This is a genomic window from Priestia sp. FSL W8-0001 (assembly GCF_038050335.1).
In the GTDB taxonomy this organism is placed as follows: Bacteria; Bacillota; Bacilli; order Bacillales; family Bacillaceae_H; genus Priestia; species Priestia flexa.
The window spans coordinates 2,710,940-2,729,086 of the sequence record NZ_JBBPAL010000001.1 but is presented as its reverse complement, the minus strand read 5'-3'; the positions used below and the strand labels follow the sequence as shown (position 1 = coordinate 2,729,086).

At 38.3% G+C, this 18,147-nt stretch carries 15 protein-coding genes and 1 pseudogene; 13 read left to right on the top strand and 3 right to left on the bottom strand.

All coding sequences use genetic code 11. The features are described from left to right. Nucleotides 1-156 precede the first annotated feature (156 nt). The 5 genes and pseudogenes from tkt to MKZ18_RS14505 all read left to right on the top strand — a co-directional run bounded on the left by tkt (nucleotide 157) and on the right by MKZ18_RS14505 (nucleotide 7,042). Nucleotides 157-2,163, top strand: a complete 2,007-nt coding sequence (gene tkt / locus MKZ18_RS14525; protein WP_340842431.1) for a transketolase — start codon at nucleotides 157-159, stop codon at nucleotides 2,161-2,163. Between the two features lie 385 nt (nucleotides 2,164-2,548). After that, the gene (sirA, locus tag MKZ18_RS14520; protein WP_076512715.1) at nucleotides 2,549-2,989 is read left to right on the top strand and encodes a sporulation inhibitor of replication protein SirA; all 441 of its coding nucleotides are present in this window, start codon (nucleotides 2,549-2,551) and stop codon (nucleotides 2,987-2,989) included. 90 nt (nucleotides 2,990-3,079) lie between these two features. Further along, nucleotides 3,080-3,292 (top strand): YneF family protein, encoded by a 213-nt coding sequence (locus MKZ18_RS14515; protein ID WP_025908276.1) that lies wholly within the window; start codon nucleotides 3,080-3,082, stop codon nucleotides 3,290-3,292. A 233-nt stretch (nucleotides 3,293-3,525) separates the two neighbouring features. Beyond that, nucleotides 3,526-5,292: pseudogene (locus MKZ18_RS14510) on the top strand (ABC transporter transmembrane domain-containing protein). Next, nucleotides 5,282-7,042, top strand: coding sequence for an ABC transporter ATP-binding protein (locus MKZ18_RS14505; RefSeq protein WP_404826855.1), 1,761 nt, complete (start codon nucleotides 5,282-5,284; stop codon nucleotides 7,040-7,042). Before MKZ18_RS14510 ends, MKZ18_RS14505 begins: the two are co-directional and overlap by 11 nt. 12 nt (nucleotides 7,043-7,054) lie before the next feature. On the opposite strand, the gene MKZ18_RS14500 is transcribed toward MKZ18_RS14505, so the two are convergent. Continuing rightward, entirely contained in the window at nucleotides 7,055-7,231 is a 177-nt protein-coding gene (locus MKZ18_RS14500) for an aspartyl-phosphate phosphatase Spo0E family protein (protein ID WP_076512718.1), read from the bottom strand. A gap of 130 nt (nucleotides 7,232-7,361) precedes the next feature. Here MKZ18_RS14500 and MKZ18_RS14495 point away from each other — a divergent pair, with 130 nt between their 5' ends. The 4 genes from MKZ18_RS14495 to MKZ18_RS14480 all read left to right on the top strand — a co-directional run bounded on the left by MKZ18_RS14495 (nucleotide 7,362) and on the right by MKZ18_RS14480 (nucleotide 10,107). Continuing rightward, nucleotides 7,362-8,069 (top strand): cytochrome c biogenesis CcdA family protein, encoded by a 708-nt coding sequence (locus tag MKZ18_RS14495; protein WP_025908279.1) that lies wholly within the window; start codon nucleotides 7,362-7,364, stop codon nucleotides 8,067-8,069. Between the two features lie 119 nt (nucleotides 8,070-8,188). After that, a complete protein-coding gene (locus MKZ18_RS14490) occupies nucleotides 8,189-8,548 on the top strand; it encodes a response regulator (RefSeq protein ID WP_025908280.1) in 360 nt (119 codons plus the stop codon). A gap of 442 nt (nucleotides 8,549-8,990) precedes the next feature. Further along, nucleotides 8,991-9,554 (top strand): DUF2179 domain-containing protein, encoded by a 564-nt coding sequence (locus MKZ18_RS14485; RefSeq protein WP_025908282.1) that lies wholly within the window; start codon nucleotides 8,991-8,993, stop codon nucleotides 9,552-9,554. Between the two features lie 49 nt (nucleotides 9,555-9,603). Then, nucleotides 9,604-10,107, top strand: coding sequence for a CcdC family protein (locus MKZ18_RS14480; RefSeq protein WP_061786311.1), 504 nt, complete (start codon nucleotides 9,604-9,606; stop codon nucleotides 10,105-10,107). A 30-nt stretch (nucleotides 10,108-10,137) separates the two neighbouring features. Here the strand turns inward: MKZ18_RS14480 and MKZ18_RS14475 are convergent, their stop codons facing one another. Continuing rightward, a complete protein-coding gene (locus MKZ18_RS14475; protein ID WP_025908284.1) occupies nucleotides 10,138-10,566 on the bottom strand; it encodes a DUF2621 domain-containing protein in 429 nt (142 codons plus the stop codon). 259 nt (nucleotides 10,567-10,825) lie between these two features. Between MKZ18_RS14475 and gabT the strand changes: the two genes are divergently transcribed. The 4 genes from gabT (at nucleotide 10,826) to MKZ18_RS14455 (ending at nucleotide 16,538) form a co-directional block, all read left to right on the top strand. Beyond that, on the top strand, nucleotides 10,826-12,181 hold the full coding sequence (gene gabT / locus MKZ18_RS14470) for a 4-aminobutyrate--2-oxoglutarate transaminase (protein WP_035320142.1): 1,356 nt from the start codon (nucleotides 10,826-10,828) through the stop codon (nucleotides 12,179-12,181). A 127-nt stretch (nucleotides 12,182-12,308) separates the two neighbouring features. Next, nucleotides 12,309-13,691, top strand: a complete 1,383-nt coding sequence (locus tag MKZ18_RS14465; RefSeq protein ID WP_061786312.1) for a sigma-54 interaction domain-containing protein — start codon at nucleotides 12,309-12,311, stop codon at nucleotides 13,689-13,691. Next, nucleotides 13,675-15,099 carry an APC family permease gene (locus MKZ18_RS14460; RefSeq protein WP_025908287.1) on the top strand — a complete coding sequence of 475 codons (1,425 nt, stop codon included), beginning with the start codon at nucleotides 13,675-13,677 and terminating at the stop codon, nucleotides 15,097-15,099. Before MKZ18_RS14465 ends, MKZ18_RS14460 begins: the two co-directional genes overlap by 17 nt. A gap of 14 nt (nucleotides 15,100-15,113) precedes the next feature. Continuing rightward, nucleotides 15,114-16,538, top strand: coding sequence for an NAD-dependent succinate-semialdehyde dehydrogenase (locus MKZ18_RS14455; RefSeq protein WP_025908288.1), 1,425 nt, complete (start codon nucleotides 15,114-15,116; stop codon nucleotides 16,536-16,538). Between the two features lie 52 nt (nucleotides 16,539-16,590). On the opposite strand, the gene MKZ18_RS14450 is transcribed toward MKZ18_RS14455, so the two are convergent. Continuing rightward, the gene (locus MKZ18_RS14450; protein ID WP_025908289.1) at nucleotides 16,591-18,045 is read right to left on the bottom strand and encodes a carbon starvation CstA family protein; all 1,455 of its coding nucleotides are present in this window, start codon (nucleotides 18,043-18,045) and stop codon (nucleotides 16,591-16,593) included. Between the last annotated feature and the right edge of the window lie 102 nt (nucleotides 18,046-18,147).

The following is an 18,147-nucleotide window of genomic DNA, read 5'->3' as shown; positions in this document are numbered from 1 at the left end:
AACTAGGGAAATGAGTTTCTCTAGTTTTTTTGTATATTTTTGCGTTTGGAAACGAAAAATGTAAAAGTACGAAAAAAAACGAATCAAATATTGTACAAAATCGTTAATCATTAGTATGATTACATATATACATAGTTTTGAAAGGAATGAAGAGTTATGACACAACGTATTGAAGATCTTTCAATTGCAACAATTCGTACTTTATCAATTGATGCTATTGAAAAAGCAAATTCAGGTCACCCAGGTATGCCAATGGGAGCAGCTCCAATGGCGTACACGCTATGGACAAAGTTTATGAATATTAACCCATCAAATCCAGATTGGTTTAACCGTGATCGCTTTGTTTTATCAGCAGGACATGGTTCAGCACTTCTATATAGCTTATTACACTTAGCAGGCTATGACCTATCAATTGACGATTTAAAAAACTTCCGTCAATGGGGAAGTAAAACACCAGGTCATCCAGAGTATGGTCACACAGCAGGTGTTGATGCAACAACTGGTCCATTAGGACAAGGAATTGCAATGGCAGTTGGTAAAGCGATGGCTGAGCGTCATTTAGCCGAAACATATAATAAAGAGGGACTTGAAATCGTTGATCACTTTACATACGGTATTTGTGGTGACGGAGACTTAATGGAAGGTGTATCAGCTGAAGCAGCTTCACTAGCAGCGCACTTAAAATTAGGTCGCCTTGTCGTGCTTTATGATTCAAACGACATCTCATTAGACGGAGATTTAGACCGTTCATTCTCTGAAAACGTAGAAGATCGTTTCAAAGCTTACGGATGGCAAGTAATTCGCGTAGAAGATGGAAATGACTTAGCAGAGCTTTCAAGTGCAATCGAAGCAGCTAAAGAAGATCTTTCTCGTCCAACTTTAATTGAAGTAAAAACAACAATTGGTTATGGTTCTCCAAACCATGCGGGAACATCAGGTGTTCACGGTGCGCCACTAGGTGCAGATGAAACAAAATTAACAAAAGAAGCGTATAGCTGGACGTTTGAAGAAGATTTCTATGTGCCAGAAGAAGTTTATGCACACTTTAAAGCAACGATTGCTGATGAAGGTGCAAAGAAAGAAAAAGAATGGAACGACGTTTTTGCTCAGTATAAAGAAAAACATCCTGAGCTAGCAGTTCAATTTGAATTAGCTGTACAAGGTAAACTTCCAGAAGGTTGGGAACAACAATTACCTGTATATGAAACTGGTTCAAGCTTAGCAACTCGTGCTTCATCAGGTGAAGTATTAAACGCAGTAGCACAAGCTGTTCCTCAATTCTTTGGTGGTTCAGCAGACCTTGCTGGTTCAAACAAAACAATGATCAAAGGTGCAGAAGACTTTACTGCAAAAGATTACAGTGGACGCAACATCTGGTTTGGTGTTCGTGAATTTGCAATGGGCGCAGCGCTTAACGGTATGGCTCTTCATGGTGGTGTAAAAGTATTCGGCGGTACGTTCTTCGTATTCTCTGATTACCTACGTCCAGCAATTCGTCTAGCAGCATTAATGAAGCTACCTGTTACGTATGTATTTACGCATGACAGTATTGCAGTTGGTGAAGATGGTCCAACACATGAGCCAATCGAGCAATTACCTTCATTACGCGCAATGCCTGGTCTATCAGTTATTCGTCCAGCAGACGCTAACGAAACGGCTGCAGCATGGCGCTTATCATTAGAGTCTACAGATACGCCAACAGCGCTTGTGTTAACTCGTCAAAACTTACCGACTCTTGAAGGTACGAGTGAAACTGCTTATGAAGGTGTTTCAAAAGGGGCTTACGTTGTATCAAAAGCAGGTAAAGAACAGGCGGATGCACTTCTACTTGCAACTGGTTCTGAAGTAAGCTTAGCAGTAGAAGCACAAAAAGCACTTGAAGCAGAAGGTGTTTCAGTAGCTGTTGTCAGCATGCCATCATGGGATCGCTTCGAGAAGCAGTCAGCTGAGTACAAAGAAAGTGTTATTCCAAAATCAGTGAAGAAGCGCTTAGGTATTGAAATGGCTTCGACATTAGGTTGGGAGCGCTATGTAGGTGACGAAGGTCAAGTTCTTGGCATTAACCATTTCGGTGCTTCTGCTCCTGGTGAAACAATTATGAAGGAATTTGGCTTTACAGTTGATAACGTTGTAGCAAGAGTAAAAAGCATGTTAAATGCATAATTGATAAAAAAGAGGCTGGGACATAAATAATTCAGCCAATGATAAACCTGAACGATTGAGAGTTTCTCACTTTTAATCGTTCAGGTTTTTTGTTGATTGTGAAAACAATGTTGGAAACAGGGTGGAATGGAGCGTAGGACACTCGACTCCTGCGGGAAAGAGAGGGAAAATGGAGATCTCGCAGCGCAATGGAACGAACGTGTTCAGACAAACCAAAAAGATTGGAACGGCTATTGTTCGTCTCTTAGAAGCAATCATTTTGTTATGTCCCAAACTCTTTTTGTTTCGACAAAAAAACAAAAGAATTTTTGCATCAATAGACAACCATTGCAATGTGGACAAGCTATAATAAAAAAATAAAAAGGCGAAAGTAAGGAGGAGAAGTATGAGAACATATGAAGTATATTTAATGGAAGACGAAGTAGCAAAAGCATATTTTCAAAGAGAGAAGCTTGTTTTTCAACTATTTGTGGATTATAAAATGAAGAGAGGCTTAGAAGATCAATATCTTCAAAAGCAGGTTGAATACATTACAAGACCCCTTGCTATTTCATATATTCAGCGCGCGATACTTCAAATATTTTCTCAATACCCTCACTTCTTTATACACAATGATCATTTTGTTTTAGAATACCCACACAAAAAAAGCCGGGCTTCGCTGAAAATAAATAGTCGATGTATAACGATTGAAGGAGATGGAAATGTTGATGCAGAGACCGCTTTTTTTGAAGTGCTGCGAAAGCTTGATGCGTGCTATCTAGCAATTAATTACGGGACAGAAGAGTACGGATGGCTAAGGCCTGTTAAAACAAGAAAATATGTGTAATTATTTAAGGAAATTAGTCTGGAAATATTGTATATTGGCGAATGATTTAGTACACTGTAAGGTAGACAACACGAAGGAGGAAGTTGTAGTATGTGGCCATATATTCTAGTTGGTATTCTAGCATTGCTTGCTGGGGTAGCGCTAGGATTTTTCATTGCTCGTAAATACATGATGAGCTACTTTAAGAAAAATCCACCAATTAATGAACAAATGTTAAAAATGATGATGATGCAAATGGGCATGAAACCATCACAGAAGAAGATTAACCAAATGATGAAAGCGATGAACAGCCAAATTAAATAACGGTTAATTGGACAGACACTCTCAGCTTAAAGGGTGTCTTTTTTGTACACTAAGTATTTGTAAGAGGGAAAGGGATAACGCAAATATCGTTGCGTTATAAAGAGCTTTAACTGCTTACGCGTATATAATATAAGTATGTACTGACGATAGTATGTGATTGTGTTAAAATATGTAAGCGATATAATATTTGAATTGTTAGAAAATATAGAAAAAACAGGGGTGGTGGTGGGGTTATGAATATATTTCGTGATTTGGGATGGTTTTTTAAGCAAGAAAAGAGAGCGTATATCATAGGGATTTTACTTTTGATAGCGGTTGCTTTACTTCAGCTAGTGCCACCTCGTGTTATTGGGTGGGCAGTTGATGCTATTGAAAAAGGAAGTTTATCAAAAGAAAAGCTCCTTCAGATGGTGCTCTTGTTAGGGGCAGCCGCTGTCGGCTCATATGGTATGAGATACATATGGCGAGTTATGATTTTTGGTGCTGCTGTTAAGCTGGCACGACAAATGCGCAATACGTTGTATGAACACTTCACGAAAATGAATCAAACATTTTATCAAAGTAAACGTACGGGTGACCTGATGGCTCACGCAACGAATGATATTCAAGCTATTCAACAAACAGCGGGAATTGGCGTTTTAACATTTGCGGATTCTGTTATTACGGGCAGTGTTGTTTTAATAACAATGGCTGTAACAATCAGCTGGAAGCTAACGCTAATTAGCTTATTACCCATGCCTTTAATGGCCTGGCTAACGAATAAATATGGCACAATGTTACATCAACGGTTTGGAGAAGCACAAGCGGCTTTTTCTTCATTAAACGATAAGGTGCAAGAAAGTATAACGGGTGTAAAAGTTGTAAAAACGTTTGGAAAAGAAACCTCAGAAGTCGATATGTTTACGAGACAATCAGCTGATGTTGTTCAAAAGAATATGAAAGTAGCGAGAATTGATTCTTTATTTGACCCTACGATTTCTTTTATTGTGAGCTGGTCTTTTTTATTTGCTCTTATTTTTGGATCATGAATGGTCGTAAGCAATGAGATCACGTTAGGAGAACTAGTTACATTTACTACGTACCTTGGGTTGTTAGTGTGGCCGATGCTAGCGTTTGGTTGGCTTTTCAATATCGTAGAAAGAGGAAGGGCTTCATATGATCGAGTTTTTGCTCTACTACAAGAAAAAAATGAGATTGTTGAAAGTGAGAAACCTATTACAAAACGCCCTAATGGAGCGATTACGGTACAAATTGACCGCTTTGTGTATCCGGGTACAGATGAAGCAGCTCTTAAAGATATTCACTTTTCCTTACAGGAAGGCCAAACGCTTGGAATTGTAGGAAAAACAGGAGCTGGAAAAACAACTTTACTAAAGCTTCTTATTCGTGAATTCGATTTAACGGTTGGAGATATTTATTTTGATCAACATAGCATTAAATCTTATAGCTTTGATTCTTTATATAATAGTATTGGTTACGTTCCCCAGGATCATTTCTTATTTTCAACGACAGTAGGAGAAAATATTGCCTTTTCAAACCAAAATGCTTCCCATTCGGATATAGAGCGAGTGGCACAATTGGCACATGTTCATGAAGATATCACGTGCTTTACAGATGGATATGAAACCATTGTAGGAGAAAAAGGGGTTTCTTTATCAGGTGGACAAAAACAACGATTGTCGATTGCGCGTGCACTATTACAAGATCCTCAAATGCTTTTTTTAGATGACTCGCTTTCAGCAGTTGATGGGAAAACTGAAGCCCTTATTTTGAAATCTTTAAAGCAGCACCGCCGCAATAAAACAACGGTTATTACTACTCATCGCCTGAGTGCAGTTGCACATGCAGATTTGATTTTGGTCATTAAAGGTGGTCGAATCATTCAGCGGGGAAGGCATGAAGAACTTTTAAAAGAACACGGGTGGTATCAAGAGATGTATACAAGGCAGCAGCTAGAAGAGATTGTGGAAGCTGGAGGCTATGAATATCATGAAAAATAAACAAGTATTAAGGCGGTTAGTAAGATACGCAGTTCCCCATCGCAAATCCTTTGCGCTTGCATTTTGTTTATTGTTGGTGGCCACCACAGCGGATTTATTAGGTCCCATGCTTATTAAAGTGTTTATTGATACGTATTTAACAGAGCGTTACTTTCCTGTAGAGCCGCTCCTTTTATTAGGAGTTGGCTATATAAGTTTGAACATGGTCAAGGTCGTTATTCAATACTTTCAGCAGCTCAAGTTTCAGGGAATTGCTTTAAACATTATTCAGCAAATAAGAATTGACGTGTTTTCACATGTACATAAGCTTGGGCTCCGCTACTTTGACCGAACGCCAACGGGTAGTCTAGTTTCACGAATCACAAACGACACGGAAGCAATTAAGGAAATGTTTGTCGAAGTGATTGCGGTATTTATTCAAAATGGTGTCTTTTTAATTGGTATTTTTATAGCCATGTTCATTTTAGATATGAAGTTAGCACTTTATTGCTTAGCGCTTTTACCATTCATTTTCGTATTAATGAAAACATATCAGCATTTTAGTGGGATTTATTATGCACAGTTAAGAGAAAAGCTCAGCCAGCTCAATGCAAAGATTCACGAATCGTTACAAGGTATGGGGATTGTTCAGGTATTTAGACAAGAAAAGCGTCTAAGACGTGAATTTGGAGATATTAACGAATCACATTACCAAGCTGGTGTACGTAATTTAAAGTTAGACGGCTTACTTTTAAGGCCAGCAGTTGATGTATTATATGTTCTTGCAATTATTGGCGTACTTAGCTACTTTGGTATATCAGTTTTAGATAGCCCAGTAGAAGTGGGGGTGTTATATGCTTTTGTAAACTATTTGGAGCGCTTTTTTCAGCCAGTTAATGAAATGATGCAGCGCCTTTCAATGTACCAACAAGCCATGGTCGCTTCAAAGCGAGTATTTGAATTAATGGACGAAGGTGAAAAAGCACCGTCTTTTATGAAAGACTCACAAGCTACAATTAAACGAGGTATGATAGAATTTAGAGGAGTTACCTTTTCTTATGATGGAAAGACAAACGTTCTATCAAATATTTCCTTTTTAATAAAAGAAGGTCAAACGGTAGCGTTAGTGGGACATACAGGCAGTGGTAAAAGCTCAATCATTAATCTTCTTCTAGGATTTTATACGCCAAAGCAAGGTGAAATCCTAATTGATGGTCAGCCCCTTCAAACGTATAGTGAAGAAGAAATTAGAAGAAGAATTGGTTTGGTATTACAAGATTCATTTATTTTTGCTGATACGGTTAAAGCAAATATCTCTCTTCATGATCCTTTAATTTTAGAAGAAGATGTACGAGAAGCGCTGAGATTCGTACAGGCAACACCTTTTATTGAAGATTTACCGAAAAGCTATAATGAAGTGCTTGTTGAAAGGGGGGCAACATTGTCAAGCGGCCAGCGTCAACTCTTATCATTTGCTCGCACAATGGTACGTAAACCAAAAATACTAGTTCTAGATGAAGCAACAGCACATATTGATACAGAGACAGAAGATGCTATTCAAGCTGTTTTAGCGAAGATGAAGAGAAATAGGACAACGGTGGCAATCGCTCATCGATTGTCTACTATTCAACATGCAGACGCTATCCTAGTGCTACATAAAGGTGAAATTGTAGAAAGAGGTACTCATGCAGAACTGTTAGAAAAGCAAGGTCTTTATTACAGCATGTATCGACTCCAGAACCATCAAGGAAAGGCTGGTGGAGAGATATAAAAAAACAACTTCTTAAGTAGAAGTTGTGTCGGAGTGCTGTGAAGGAGTGTTATTATAGATGTTTAGTAGATGATCTAATTCTTGACTATGCTTAATAGCAGGGGGAGAATTTAATCCACTAACTCGAACGACCCGAATCAGCTCTTCACGCTTCTTTTCAATCTCTAACAATATATTTTGTTTCAGCAATAGAACTGGTCCCTTCTCAATAAAACTTTTACCTAATTATACAAGATAATGGCACTTTTTGAAAAGGAATAGATGAGTCATTTTGATGACAAAATGGTAACAGATTCTAAACAAATGGAGTGAATCAGAAATGGCTGATGTGAATTTATTTTTAGCATTTGGAGCAGGATTTTTATCGTTTATTTCACCATGCTGTCTACCGCTGTATCCGGCTTTTTTATCGTATATTACAGGTGTCTCAGTAGGGGATCTGAAAGAAGGGAAAAACGTACATCAGCGCAAAGCTCTTTTACATACGACCTTTTTTCTACTAGGCTTTTGTTTAATCTTTATTGCAATTGGTTTTGGCACTTCTTTTATTGGAAGTTTATTTGCGAACTATGGAGATTTAATTCGTCAAGTGGGGGCCATACTCATTGTGTTTTTAGGGCTTGTAACAGTTGGAGTCTTTAAGCCGAAGTTTTTAATGAAAGATCGCAAAGTACAGTTTTCTAATCGACCTACAGGTTTGTTAGGTTCTTCTCTTATCGGAATGGCTTTTGCTGCAGGGTGGACGCCATGTACAGGACCTATTCTTGTATCTGTTATGGCTCTAGCAGCTACTAATCCTAGCTCAGCTATGCTCTACATGATTGCTTATTCGCTAGGGTTTTCAATTCCATTTTTTATCATGTCGTTTTTTATAGGTAAAATGAACTGGATAAAGCGTCATATGAAAGCAATGATGACCGCTGGTGGATATGCAATGATTGGAATGGGAATCATTTTATATTTTGACTGGATGACCAAGATTATTATTTATACAACGAGCATCTTTGGAGGCTTTACAGGGTTCTAGATAACGAAGTGGTGTGGCTTGAAAAAAGTTGGAATCGTTGATAAAGTAATAAGTAAAAAGTCCTATTTCGTTTCGTTGGAAAAGACCAGAGGTAGATAGGGGAAGACGGAGGGCTATAATTGTCAAGAATACTAATTGTAGATGACGCAAAGTTTATGAGAGCAACGTTAAGAAGTATTATGGAGAATGCTGGTTACCACGTAGTTGGAGAAGCGGAAACAGGTAAAGAAGCCATCGAAAAATTTCATGACCTTCAACCTGATGTTATAACGATGGATATTACAATGCCGGAGCTAAATGGAATTGAAGCGGTTAAAGCCATCAAGCGAGTTGATCCGAATGCAAAAATTATTATGTGTTCTGCGATGGGACAACAAAAAATGGTTGTTGAAGCCATTGAGGCTGGTGCAAAAGATTTTATTGTAAAACCTTTTGAGGAGTCGTCAGTGTTAGAAGCTATGAAGCGCTTGCTAAACTAGTAAAAAAACAATAGTTAATTAAATTAAAGGAGACTGAGACATAAGTAGTTCAGTCCTTACTATACCTGAACGATTGAGAGTTCATAACTTTTAATCGTTCAGGTTTTTTGTTGATTGTGAAAACAATGTTGGAAACAGGGTGGAATGGAGCGTAGGTCACTCGACTCCTGCGGGAAAGAGAGGGAAAACGGAGATCCCGCAGCGCAGCGAGGAAGCTCAGGTTCCTCCCCGCGGAAAGCGAGTGGCCGTAGCGCAATGGAACGAACGTGTTGAGACAAATTAAAGAGATGGGAACAGCTAGTGTTCGTCTTTTAGAAGCAATCATTTTGTTATGTCCCAAACTCTTTTTTTGTTAATAAAAATTTATTTTTATGTATTCCTTAACGATATAGAGAGTGATACAATGAAACCGTGAAATTTGTATTTTAAAAGAGGTGTAGAAGTGAAAGAGATTATATTAATATTGATTTTGCAACTAGTTTATGTACCAATCTTAACGTTGCGAACGATTTTCCTAGTAAAAGGAATGAGTATGTACGCCTCGGCTTTTGGTTTTTTAGAAGCATTAGTATATGTATTTGGTTTATCCCTCGTCTTTTCAGGTGACCAAAGCATTGTAGCTATGATTGTATATGCTGTTGGATTTGGTGCTGGTATTATATTAGGTGGATATATTGAGTCACGCTTAGCGATTGGCTATACGACATTTTTAGTGAATTTAATGACAAAGAATGAAGAGCTAATTAACCGCCTTCGTCAAGAAGGTTTTGGAGTTACGGTCTATCAAGGTGAAGGAAGAGATAGCGCACGTTATCGTTTAGATATTTTAACAAAAAGAAGTCGTGAAGAAGAGCTATTAGATTTTATAGAAGAATATGAACCTAGAGCATTTATTATTTCGTACGAGCCTCGTAAATTTAAAGGCGGATTCTTATTAAAAGCAATGAAAAAGCAAAAAGTAAAATCTAAGCAGAAACCGAAAAATGACCCTTCGCATTTAAAGTAAGACAAGATTTCACATTCTTTTGCAGTTGTTTTATAATAGGAAGTATACTATGAGTAAAGAAGGGGTTACTTTGATTTATGCTTCCACGATTTTTGCTGTTTTAATGGGTTCATTCATTATTTTTATGAGGATGAAAGCATCTGAAAAGCCGGTAAATGCTAAAAAAATCATTTTACCACCTTTTTTTATGAGTACGGGAGCGTTGATGTTTATTTTTCCAGTTTTTCGAGTGACTGGAGCTGAATTTTTAGAGGCTTTGATAGTTGGCCTGTTCTTTTCATTATTTCTAATAAAAACATCAAAGTTTGAAGTGCGTGATGATGATATTTATTTAAAACAGTCAAAAGCGTTTATCTTTATTATTATTGCATTGTTACTCATTCGCGTTGTCATGAAACTATATTTAAGCTCAACAATCGATGTAGGCGCTCTTGGGGGGATGTTTTGGATTTTAGCGTTCGGTATGATTGTGCCATGGCGCATTGCGATGTATCGTTCGTATAAAAAACTTGAGCAACAGCTGCAGCACAACTTGATGAATAAAATGATTTAAAAAGGTGTCCATACGGGACACCTTTTTTGTCTATTCAAATAAATGTTGATACGGAGAATGATCGATACGTTGAGCTTTTAATGTTTTTAACAAAAACTTATGATCTCGTTTTGGAGTTGCCGTAATGTATCCTCGAATAATTAAATCTTCCGTAATACTTGCGGCTTGCTCTTGAAGTGCAAGTTCACCGATTTTACCGGCGATTTTTTGCCTAGCTACGTCGCGAAATAGCTCAGGAACAGGTTGTACAAGCGTTTCCAATAACTGTTTTTGTTCATTAGACCACAAGTGAATCGTTTGCTCTAAGTAATAGTCTTGCCAATCAAGAATTGACTTTCCATCTTCTTTTGGTAACCGCTTTAAAAATTTTCGAAACATAAAAAAGCCACCGATTGCAAACAAGCTAACCAATATGACAACCCATAGTACAATGAACCACAAAAACCATCCCTCAAGCATTTTATCCCCCCTATGTATTATGCTCTTAGCAATATATAGCTTTTGTCTTTATTATAGCGAGGAGTGGATAAACGTGGCAACAGCTAGTTTAGAAGAATAAAAAGTCTATATAAGTCACAAATGACTTGGTTGAGTCATTTGTGACTTATATAGAAAAAGAAAATTGTTCAGAAATGTCGAAAAAATTAAACTTTTAGAGTTGGCACGCTTCTTGCATATTAAAAGAGTGAGGAAATTAACTAGTGAAAGGAAGATTATAATGAGCAGACAATTCAGTCAGGTAGATAAAAACTTTCCGGGTAAAAATGCAAAACAACTATTAGAGCGTAGACATAAAGCTGTGCCAAAAGGGGTGAGTTACGGTATTCCAACATTTGCTGAAAAGGCAGAAGGTGCTTTAGTAACAGATGTTGACGGCAATACGTTTATCGATTTTGTTGGTGCTATCGGAACAATTAATGTCGGTCATGGACATCCAAAAGTAAAAGAAGCGCTTCATAAGCAAGTTGATCGATTCATCCACACAGGTTTTAATGTAGTGATGTATGAATCATACGTAGCATTGTGTGAACGATTAGCAGCTATTGCACCAGGAAACTTTGATAAAAAAGTATTATTGTTAAACAGCGGTGCTGAAGCAGTAGAAAATGCTGTGAAAATTGCTCGTAAATATACAAAACGTCAAGGCATCATTTCGTTTACTCGTGGTTTCCATGGACGTACATTAATGACAATGACGATGACAAGCAAGGTAAAACCGTATAAGTTTGAGTTCGGACCATTTGCTCCAGAGGTATACAAAGCTCCTTATCCTTATGCATACCGTAGACCAGAAGGGTTAACTGAAGAAGCTTATGAGGACTATATCATTTCAGAGTTTAAAAACTTCTTGAATAATGAAGTAGCACCTGAAACAGTAGCAGCAGTAGTTATGGAACCAATTCAAGGAGAAGGTGGCTTTATCGTTCCTGGCAAGCGCTTCGTTCAGGAAGTATATAACGTATGTAAAGAGAATGGAATTTTATTTGTTTCAGATGAAATTCAAGCCGGCTTTGCACGAACAGGTCGTTATTTTGGAATTGAGCACTTTGATGTTGAGCCGGATTTGATCACAGTATCAAAATCATTAGGTGCTGGCGTACCAATTAGTGGCGTTATTGGTCGAGCTGAAATTATGGACGAATCTAATCCTGGGGAACTTGGTGGAACGTATAGCGGAAGTCCTTTAGGCTGTGAAGCAGCGTTAGCTGTATTAGATATTATTGAAGAAGAAGGGCTAAACGAGCGCAGTGATGTTCTTGGGGAAATTGTGCGCGCACGCTTTGAAAAGTTAAGCGAAAGCTATGATGTAATTGGCGATATCCGCGGTCTTGGATCAATGTGCGCCGTAGAATTAGTAAAAGATCGTGTTAAAAAAGAGCCAAATAAAGAATTAACGCAAAAAGTTGTGCAAGAAGCAAATAAAAGAGGGTTATTGTTGCTAAGTGCAGGGGTTTATGGCAACGTACTTCGCTTCTTAATGCCGATTGTCATCACGGATGAACAGCTTGAAGAAGGGCTGCAAATTGTGGAAGAATCGTTAGCTGCAAGTGTACAACAACTCGTGAATGTATAAAAATAAGAATGGTGAGACAAAGGCCACCCGCTTGTCCTTTGTCTCTTAATAGAAGTACCATTTTCGTTACCAAATTTTTCTGATAAAATGAATGAATACTATTTTTGATGAAAAGGTGATTTAGTTAATGAGCAACAGCGAGAATATGTCTTATATGAATCAAGAACTTTACGATATCTTTGAGTCATCCTTTGATGAAGTTTTTGTTACGGATGCGCAAGGTTATGTCGTGATGGTAAATTCACAGTGTGAAAAAAATTACCATCTGAAAGCGGAAGAGTTTATTGGAAAGCACGTAAAGGAGCTTCAAGAAATAGGGATTTTTTATCCCTCGGCGACGCTTCAGGTAATTGAATCCAATACATCGCTAGAACTTGTGCAAAAAACAAGTTCAGGTAGGTATTTGCATGTTCGGACTCGTCCCGTTTTTGATGAAAGTAAGCAGTTGAAAAGCGTCATTAGCTATTCCCGTGATTTAACGGATTTAATGCAGTTGAAAAATAAAGTAGAACAGATGGAAGAGCAGCTGGAGAGTTACCAAAAAGAGATGTCTGATTCTGTAGAGCTAGAGGGCATTGTTACCAATAGCAAAGCAATGAAGAAAGTGTTTGCTATTGTTCAACGAATTGCTTCTGTTCATACAACCGTTCTTTTACTTGGAGAAACGGGTGTTGGAAAGAGTAGGGTGGCAAAATTAATTCAGCAGCTAAGTGTTAGAAAGAGTGCTCCTTATTATGAAATTAACTGTGCTGCTTTACCAGATCAGCTAATTGAATCGGAGCTGTTCGGTTATCAAGGTGGAACATTTACAGGAGCGTTTCGTGAAGGGAAAAAAGGTATTATCGAGCTATCAAACGGAGGAACCTTGTTTTTAGATGAAGTTGGTGAACTATCGTTACAAGCACAAAGTAAATTGCTTCATGTGCTTCAAGACCGCACCATTCGGCCTGTCGGTTCAAGTAAAACAATTCCAGTAGATGTGCGCATTATTGCTGCAACCAATCAAGATTTGGAGGCGATGGTGGACAAAGGGTTATTTCGAAGAGACTTATATTATCGTTTGAATGTAGTCCCCATCACAATTCCTCCTTTACGTGAACGGGCAGAAGATATTTTACCGCTGGTCTATCAGTTTTTAAATCATTTTAATGCAGTGTATGACCGCAAAGTGGAGCTTTCACCAAAAGCATTGGATGCGTTTAGTAGACAGGAGTGGAAGGGGAATGTGCGAGAAGTTGAAAATATGATTGAACGTCTTGTTGTTACAAGTGACAATGTAGTAACGCTAAAAGATTTACCATTCGAACAGGACTTTTCAGTTCATAAACACAATCGTACATTGCCAGAAGTCGTAGAAGAAATAGAGAGAAAAATGGTGGTCGAAGCTTATGAAAAGTACGAATCTTCTTACAAAGTTGCAGAGCAATTAGGGATTAGTCAGTCACAAGCGAATCGAAAAATAAGGAAGTATCTAGAGGGGATGGATGAAGGAGATGAGCAAGCAACCTAAGCAATTGGATAAGGTGTTATCAAAATTCGATGTATTATGTTTAGCTATTGGAGCCATGTTAGGCTGGGGTTGGGTCGTACTATCAGGTACTTGGCTAAATTCGGCTGGGTCATTAGGAACGTTAATTGCTTTTTTAGTTGGAGGATTACTCGTTATTTTTGTAGGACTTACTTATGCTGAATTAGCATCAGCTATGCCAAAGGTAGGCGGAGAGCATGTATTTGTAAAAAGAGGCCTTGGAAAAAAGGCTTCGTTTGTAGGTTCATGGGCAATCGTTTTAGGGTATGTATCTGTAGTAACGTTTGAAGCAGTAGCGCTTCCTACGGTTCTAGACTACTTAATTCCTAATTATCAAACAGGATATTTATGGACAATCAACGGCTGGGATGTTTACTTAACGTGGGTATTAGTTGGAAGTGTAGGAGCCATTATTTTAACAGCCATCAACTATTTTGGTCTCAAAACAGCGGCCTTTTTACAGGTTGTACTAACAGTCGCAATTGTTGGTATTGGTATTCTTTTAATTTTTGGGTCAGGGATTAACGGAGATACAAAGAACTTGGACCCATTATTTATTGGGGGAGCAGGTGGCATCATGACCGTACTAGTCATGGTACCGTTCTTATTCGTTGGTTTTGATGTTATTCCTCAAGTAGCAGAAGAAGCTAATTTACCGGCAAGAGAAATTGGTAAGATTTTAATTATTTCTGTAAGTGCTGCAATTGTATTTTATATGTTTATTGCTTTGGGCGTAGGGATGGCATTAGATAAAGGCGCTCTAGAAATTTCGCAATTAGCAACTGCTGATGCGATGGCGGCAGCGTTTAATTCACCATTATTCGGGAAAATTTTGATCATTGGCGGTATTGCAGGAATTGTGACGAGTTGGAACGCATTTATTATCGGGGGAAGCCGTGTTATTTATGCGATGGCCCAAGATGGAATGTTGCCAGCATGGTTTGGTCGCCTTCATCCTAAATATAATACACCTTCCAATGCGGTCATTTTTTTAGGGGCATTAGCAGTGTTTGCTCCATTATTGGGCAGACCTGCACTTGTATGGATTGTAGATGCAGGTGGATTAGGAATCGTTATAGCTTACTTAATGGTTGCGTTATCGTTTGTAGCTTTACGTAAAAAAGAACCGCAAATGGATCGTCCATTTAAAGCAGGAAAAACAACTTTTATCGGTTGGTTAGGAGTCATCTTTAGCATTGGATTCATTGCATTATATATGCCTGGAATGCCAGCTGCTCTTATTTGGCCGTATGAGTGGATTATGGTACTAGGCTGGACGCTTATCGGAGCATATTTCTTTATTAAGATGAACAAAGGGGTTTATCATAGCAATGACGAAGAAATACAAGTAAACGATACCGACAGCTCGGTTGATGCGAAAATTAATTAAAGGAGTGATCATTCATGAAACAAGCAAATCTATATATTAACGGTGAGTGGGTAAAAACGTCTGAAACGTTCGACGTTGTGAATCCAGCTACAAATGAAGTGGTAGCTTCAGTTGCCAAAGGTGGGGCTAAAGAAGCAAAATTAGCAGCAGATGCAGCATACGAAGCATTTTTAGAATGGTCCAAGAAAACAGCAGAAGAACGCGGAAAATTATTAATGAAATGGCATCAGCTAATTGAAGAGTATACCGACGAATTAGCTGAAACAATGACAATTGAGCAAGGAAAACCATTAAAAGAAGCAAAAGGTGAAATTGGATATGCGAACGGATTTGTATCATGGTATGCAGAGGAAGGTAAGCGAATATACGGTGAAACAATTCCGGCATCAGCTCCGAACAAGCGCTTATTTGTTCATAAACAACCAGTTGGTGTAATGGCGGCTATTACGCCTTGGAACTTTCCTGCTGCAATGATTACACGTAAAGTTGCTCCTGCTTTGGCGGCAGGTTGTACGGCTGTCATTAAGCCAGCTGAACAAACTCCTTTAACTGCATTACGCTTAGCTGAATTAGCAACGGAAGCAGGTATTCCAAAAGGAGTAATTAACGTCGTTGCCGGAGATGCGAAATCAATTGGTGAAGCTTGGATGGAAGATGGTCGTGTTCGTAAACTGTCATTTACAGGTTCAACAGCTGTTGGAAAGCTATTGATGAAAGGCGCAGCAGATACAATGAAAAAAGTATCACTTGAGCTTGGTGGACATGCACCGTTTATCGTAACAGAAAGCGCAGATTTAGATAAAGCAGTAACAAATGCTATCGCATCTAAATTCCGCAATGCTGGTCAAACATGCGTATGTACGAACCGTATTTATGTGCACGAAAAAGTTGCAGAGGAGTTTACAAAGCAATTTGCACAAGCAGTTTCACAGCTAAAGATTGGTAACGGTTTAGAAGAAGGAACAGATATTGGACCGCTAATCGACGAAAAAGCGTTAGAAAAAGTTCAGAAGCAGTTAGATGATGCAGTAGAAAAAGGTGGAGATGTTGTCACTGGTGGATCTGTTTTAACAAAAGGAAGTGGTTTGTTTGTAGAGCCAACTGTTGTCAAAGGCGCTACAGATGAAATGCTTTGTATGTATGAAGAAACGTTTGGACCAATCGCTCCAATCGCTACTTATCGAGATGAAGCAGAAGTAATTCGTCGTGCGAATAATTCACCATTTGGTTTAGCAGCATACGTATTTACTGAAAATATCTCAGAAGCAATCCGTATTGCAGAAGCTCTTGAATATGGAATTGTGGGGTTAAATGATGGCCTGCCATCAACACCACAAGCTCCGTTTGGTGGCTTTAAAGAAAGTGGACTTGGTAGAGAAGGAAGCCACTTTGGAATTGAGGAATACTTAGAAGTAAAATACATCTCATTAGGACTTTAATTTAACAAGTGAAAAAAGGTAGCTCCCAGAAAATATGGGAGCTACCTTTTTGTTATCCAGCTGCTTGATTGGGTGACTTTGGATGTGTATAGTCAATTTCCAAGCCGCTTGCGATATTTTGTTTTGCCTTTTTAAAGAATAAAAATAAAAAGATAATGCTTACTGCAAATGCAATTATATAAGATACGGTTATTGGTAAATTAAATCCGATTGGTGCATTCATAATATAAGTTGTCGTTGCCATCGTCATAAACAATGCTGGAATCGTTGAAATCCAATGATTAGCCCCTTTTACAATGAGATACATCGATGCGATCCATAGGGCAATGACTGCTGTTGACTGGTTAGCCCATGAGAAGTAGCGCCATAACAACGTGAAATCAATTTTAGTTAAGATAAATGCAATAACAAATAAAGGTGCAGCGATGATTAAACGATTCGGCAACTTAATTTGCGAAAAATTCAGATAATCAGCGATGATCATACGAGCGGAGCGGAAAGCCGTATCGCCTGATGTAATAGGCAAAATAATGACTCCGATAATAGCAAGCGTACCCCCAATTGCACCAAGCATCAACGTTGATACTTCAGATACAATGGCTGCTGGGCCACCACTGTTAATAATACTATTTAAATCACGACCATCAAACAAACTCATAGCTGCCGCAGCCCAAATCATTGCAATTGCAGCTTCTGCAATCATCATACCGTAGAAAATTTTGCGCCCGGATTTTTCATTTTGCAATGTACGTGAAATAATTGGTGATTGCGTGGCGTGAAAGCCTGATAATGCACCACAAGAAATCGTTAAAAATAAGAGTGGGAAAATTGGAATGTTATCAGGATGCATATTTGTAAACGTTAACTCTGGAATAGGTGCCCCTGTTACAACAAGCATGGCTCCTACACCAACTGCGCTGATAATTAGAAATGCACCAAAGATTGGATAAATACGTCCAATAATTTTATCAATCGGTAAAATTGTAGAAAGAATATAATAAACGAAAATAGCAAAGATAATGATAGTCAGCGGAATGGTTCCATTGGCTAAGTCATTGATTAAAGCCGCTGGTGATGTAATAAATACAGTTCCGACTAAAATGAGTAGTAAAATCGAGAAAACGTTTACAATGTGTTTTGAAAAAGTTCCTAAAAATTTTCCAGCTAATTCAGGAATATGAGCACCACGGTTTCGAATGGAAATCATACCAGTTAAATAATCATGTACAGCACCTGCAAAGATTGCTCCAATTACAATCCAAACAAACGCTACGGGACCATAAAGCGCTCCCATAATAGGTCCGAAAATTGGACCAACACCGGCAATATTTAATAGTTGAATTAAAGAATTCTTCTTATTATTCATCGGTACGTAGTCAATGCCATCTTTCATTGCATAGGCAGGAGTTGGTCGAGAATCTTTCACTCCAAATACGCGCTCGACTACTTTTCCATAAGTCGAATACCCAATGAGTAATAGCACAAACGAAAGTAAAAATGTAATCATCGTATCAGTCCTTTACTAAGTGTTATGAAAACGGTTTCTTAAACTTAGTATACTAGAAAGTTATTAAAAGAAAAAGGACCTTTTAGTCAAATTTAGTAAAAA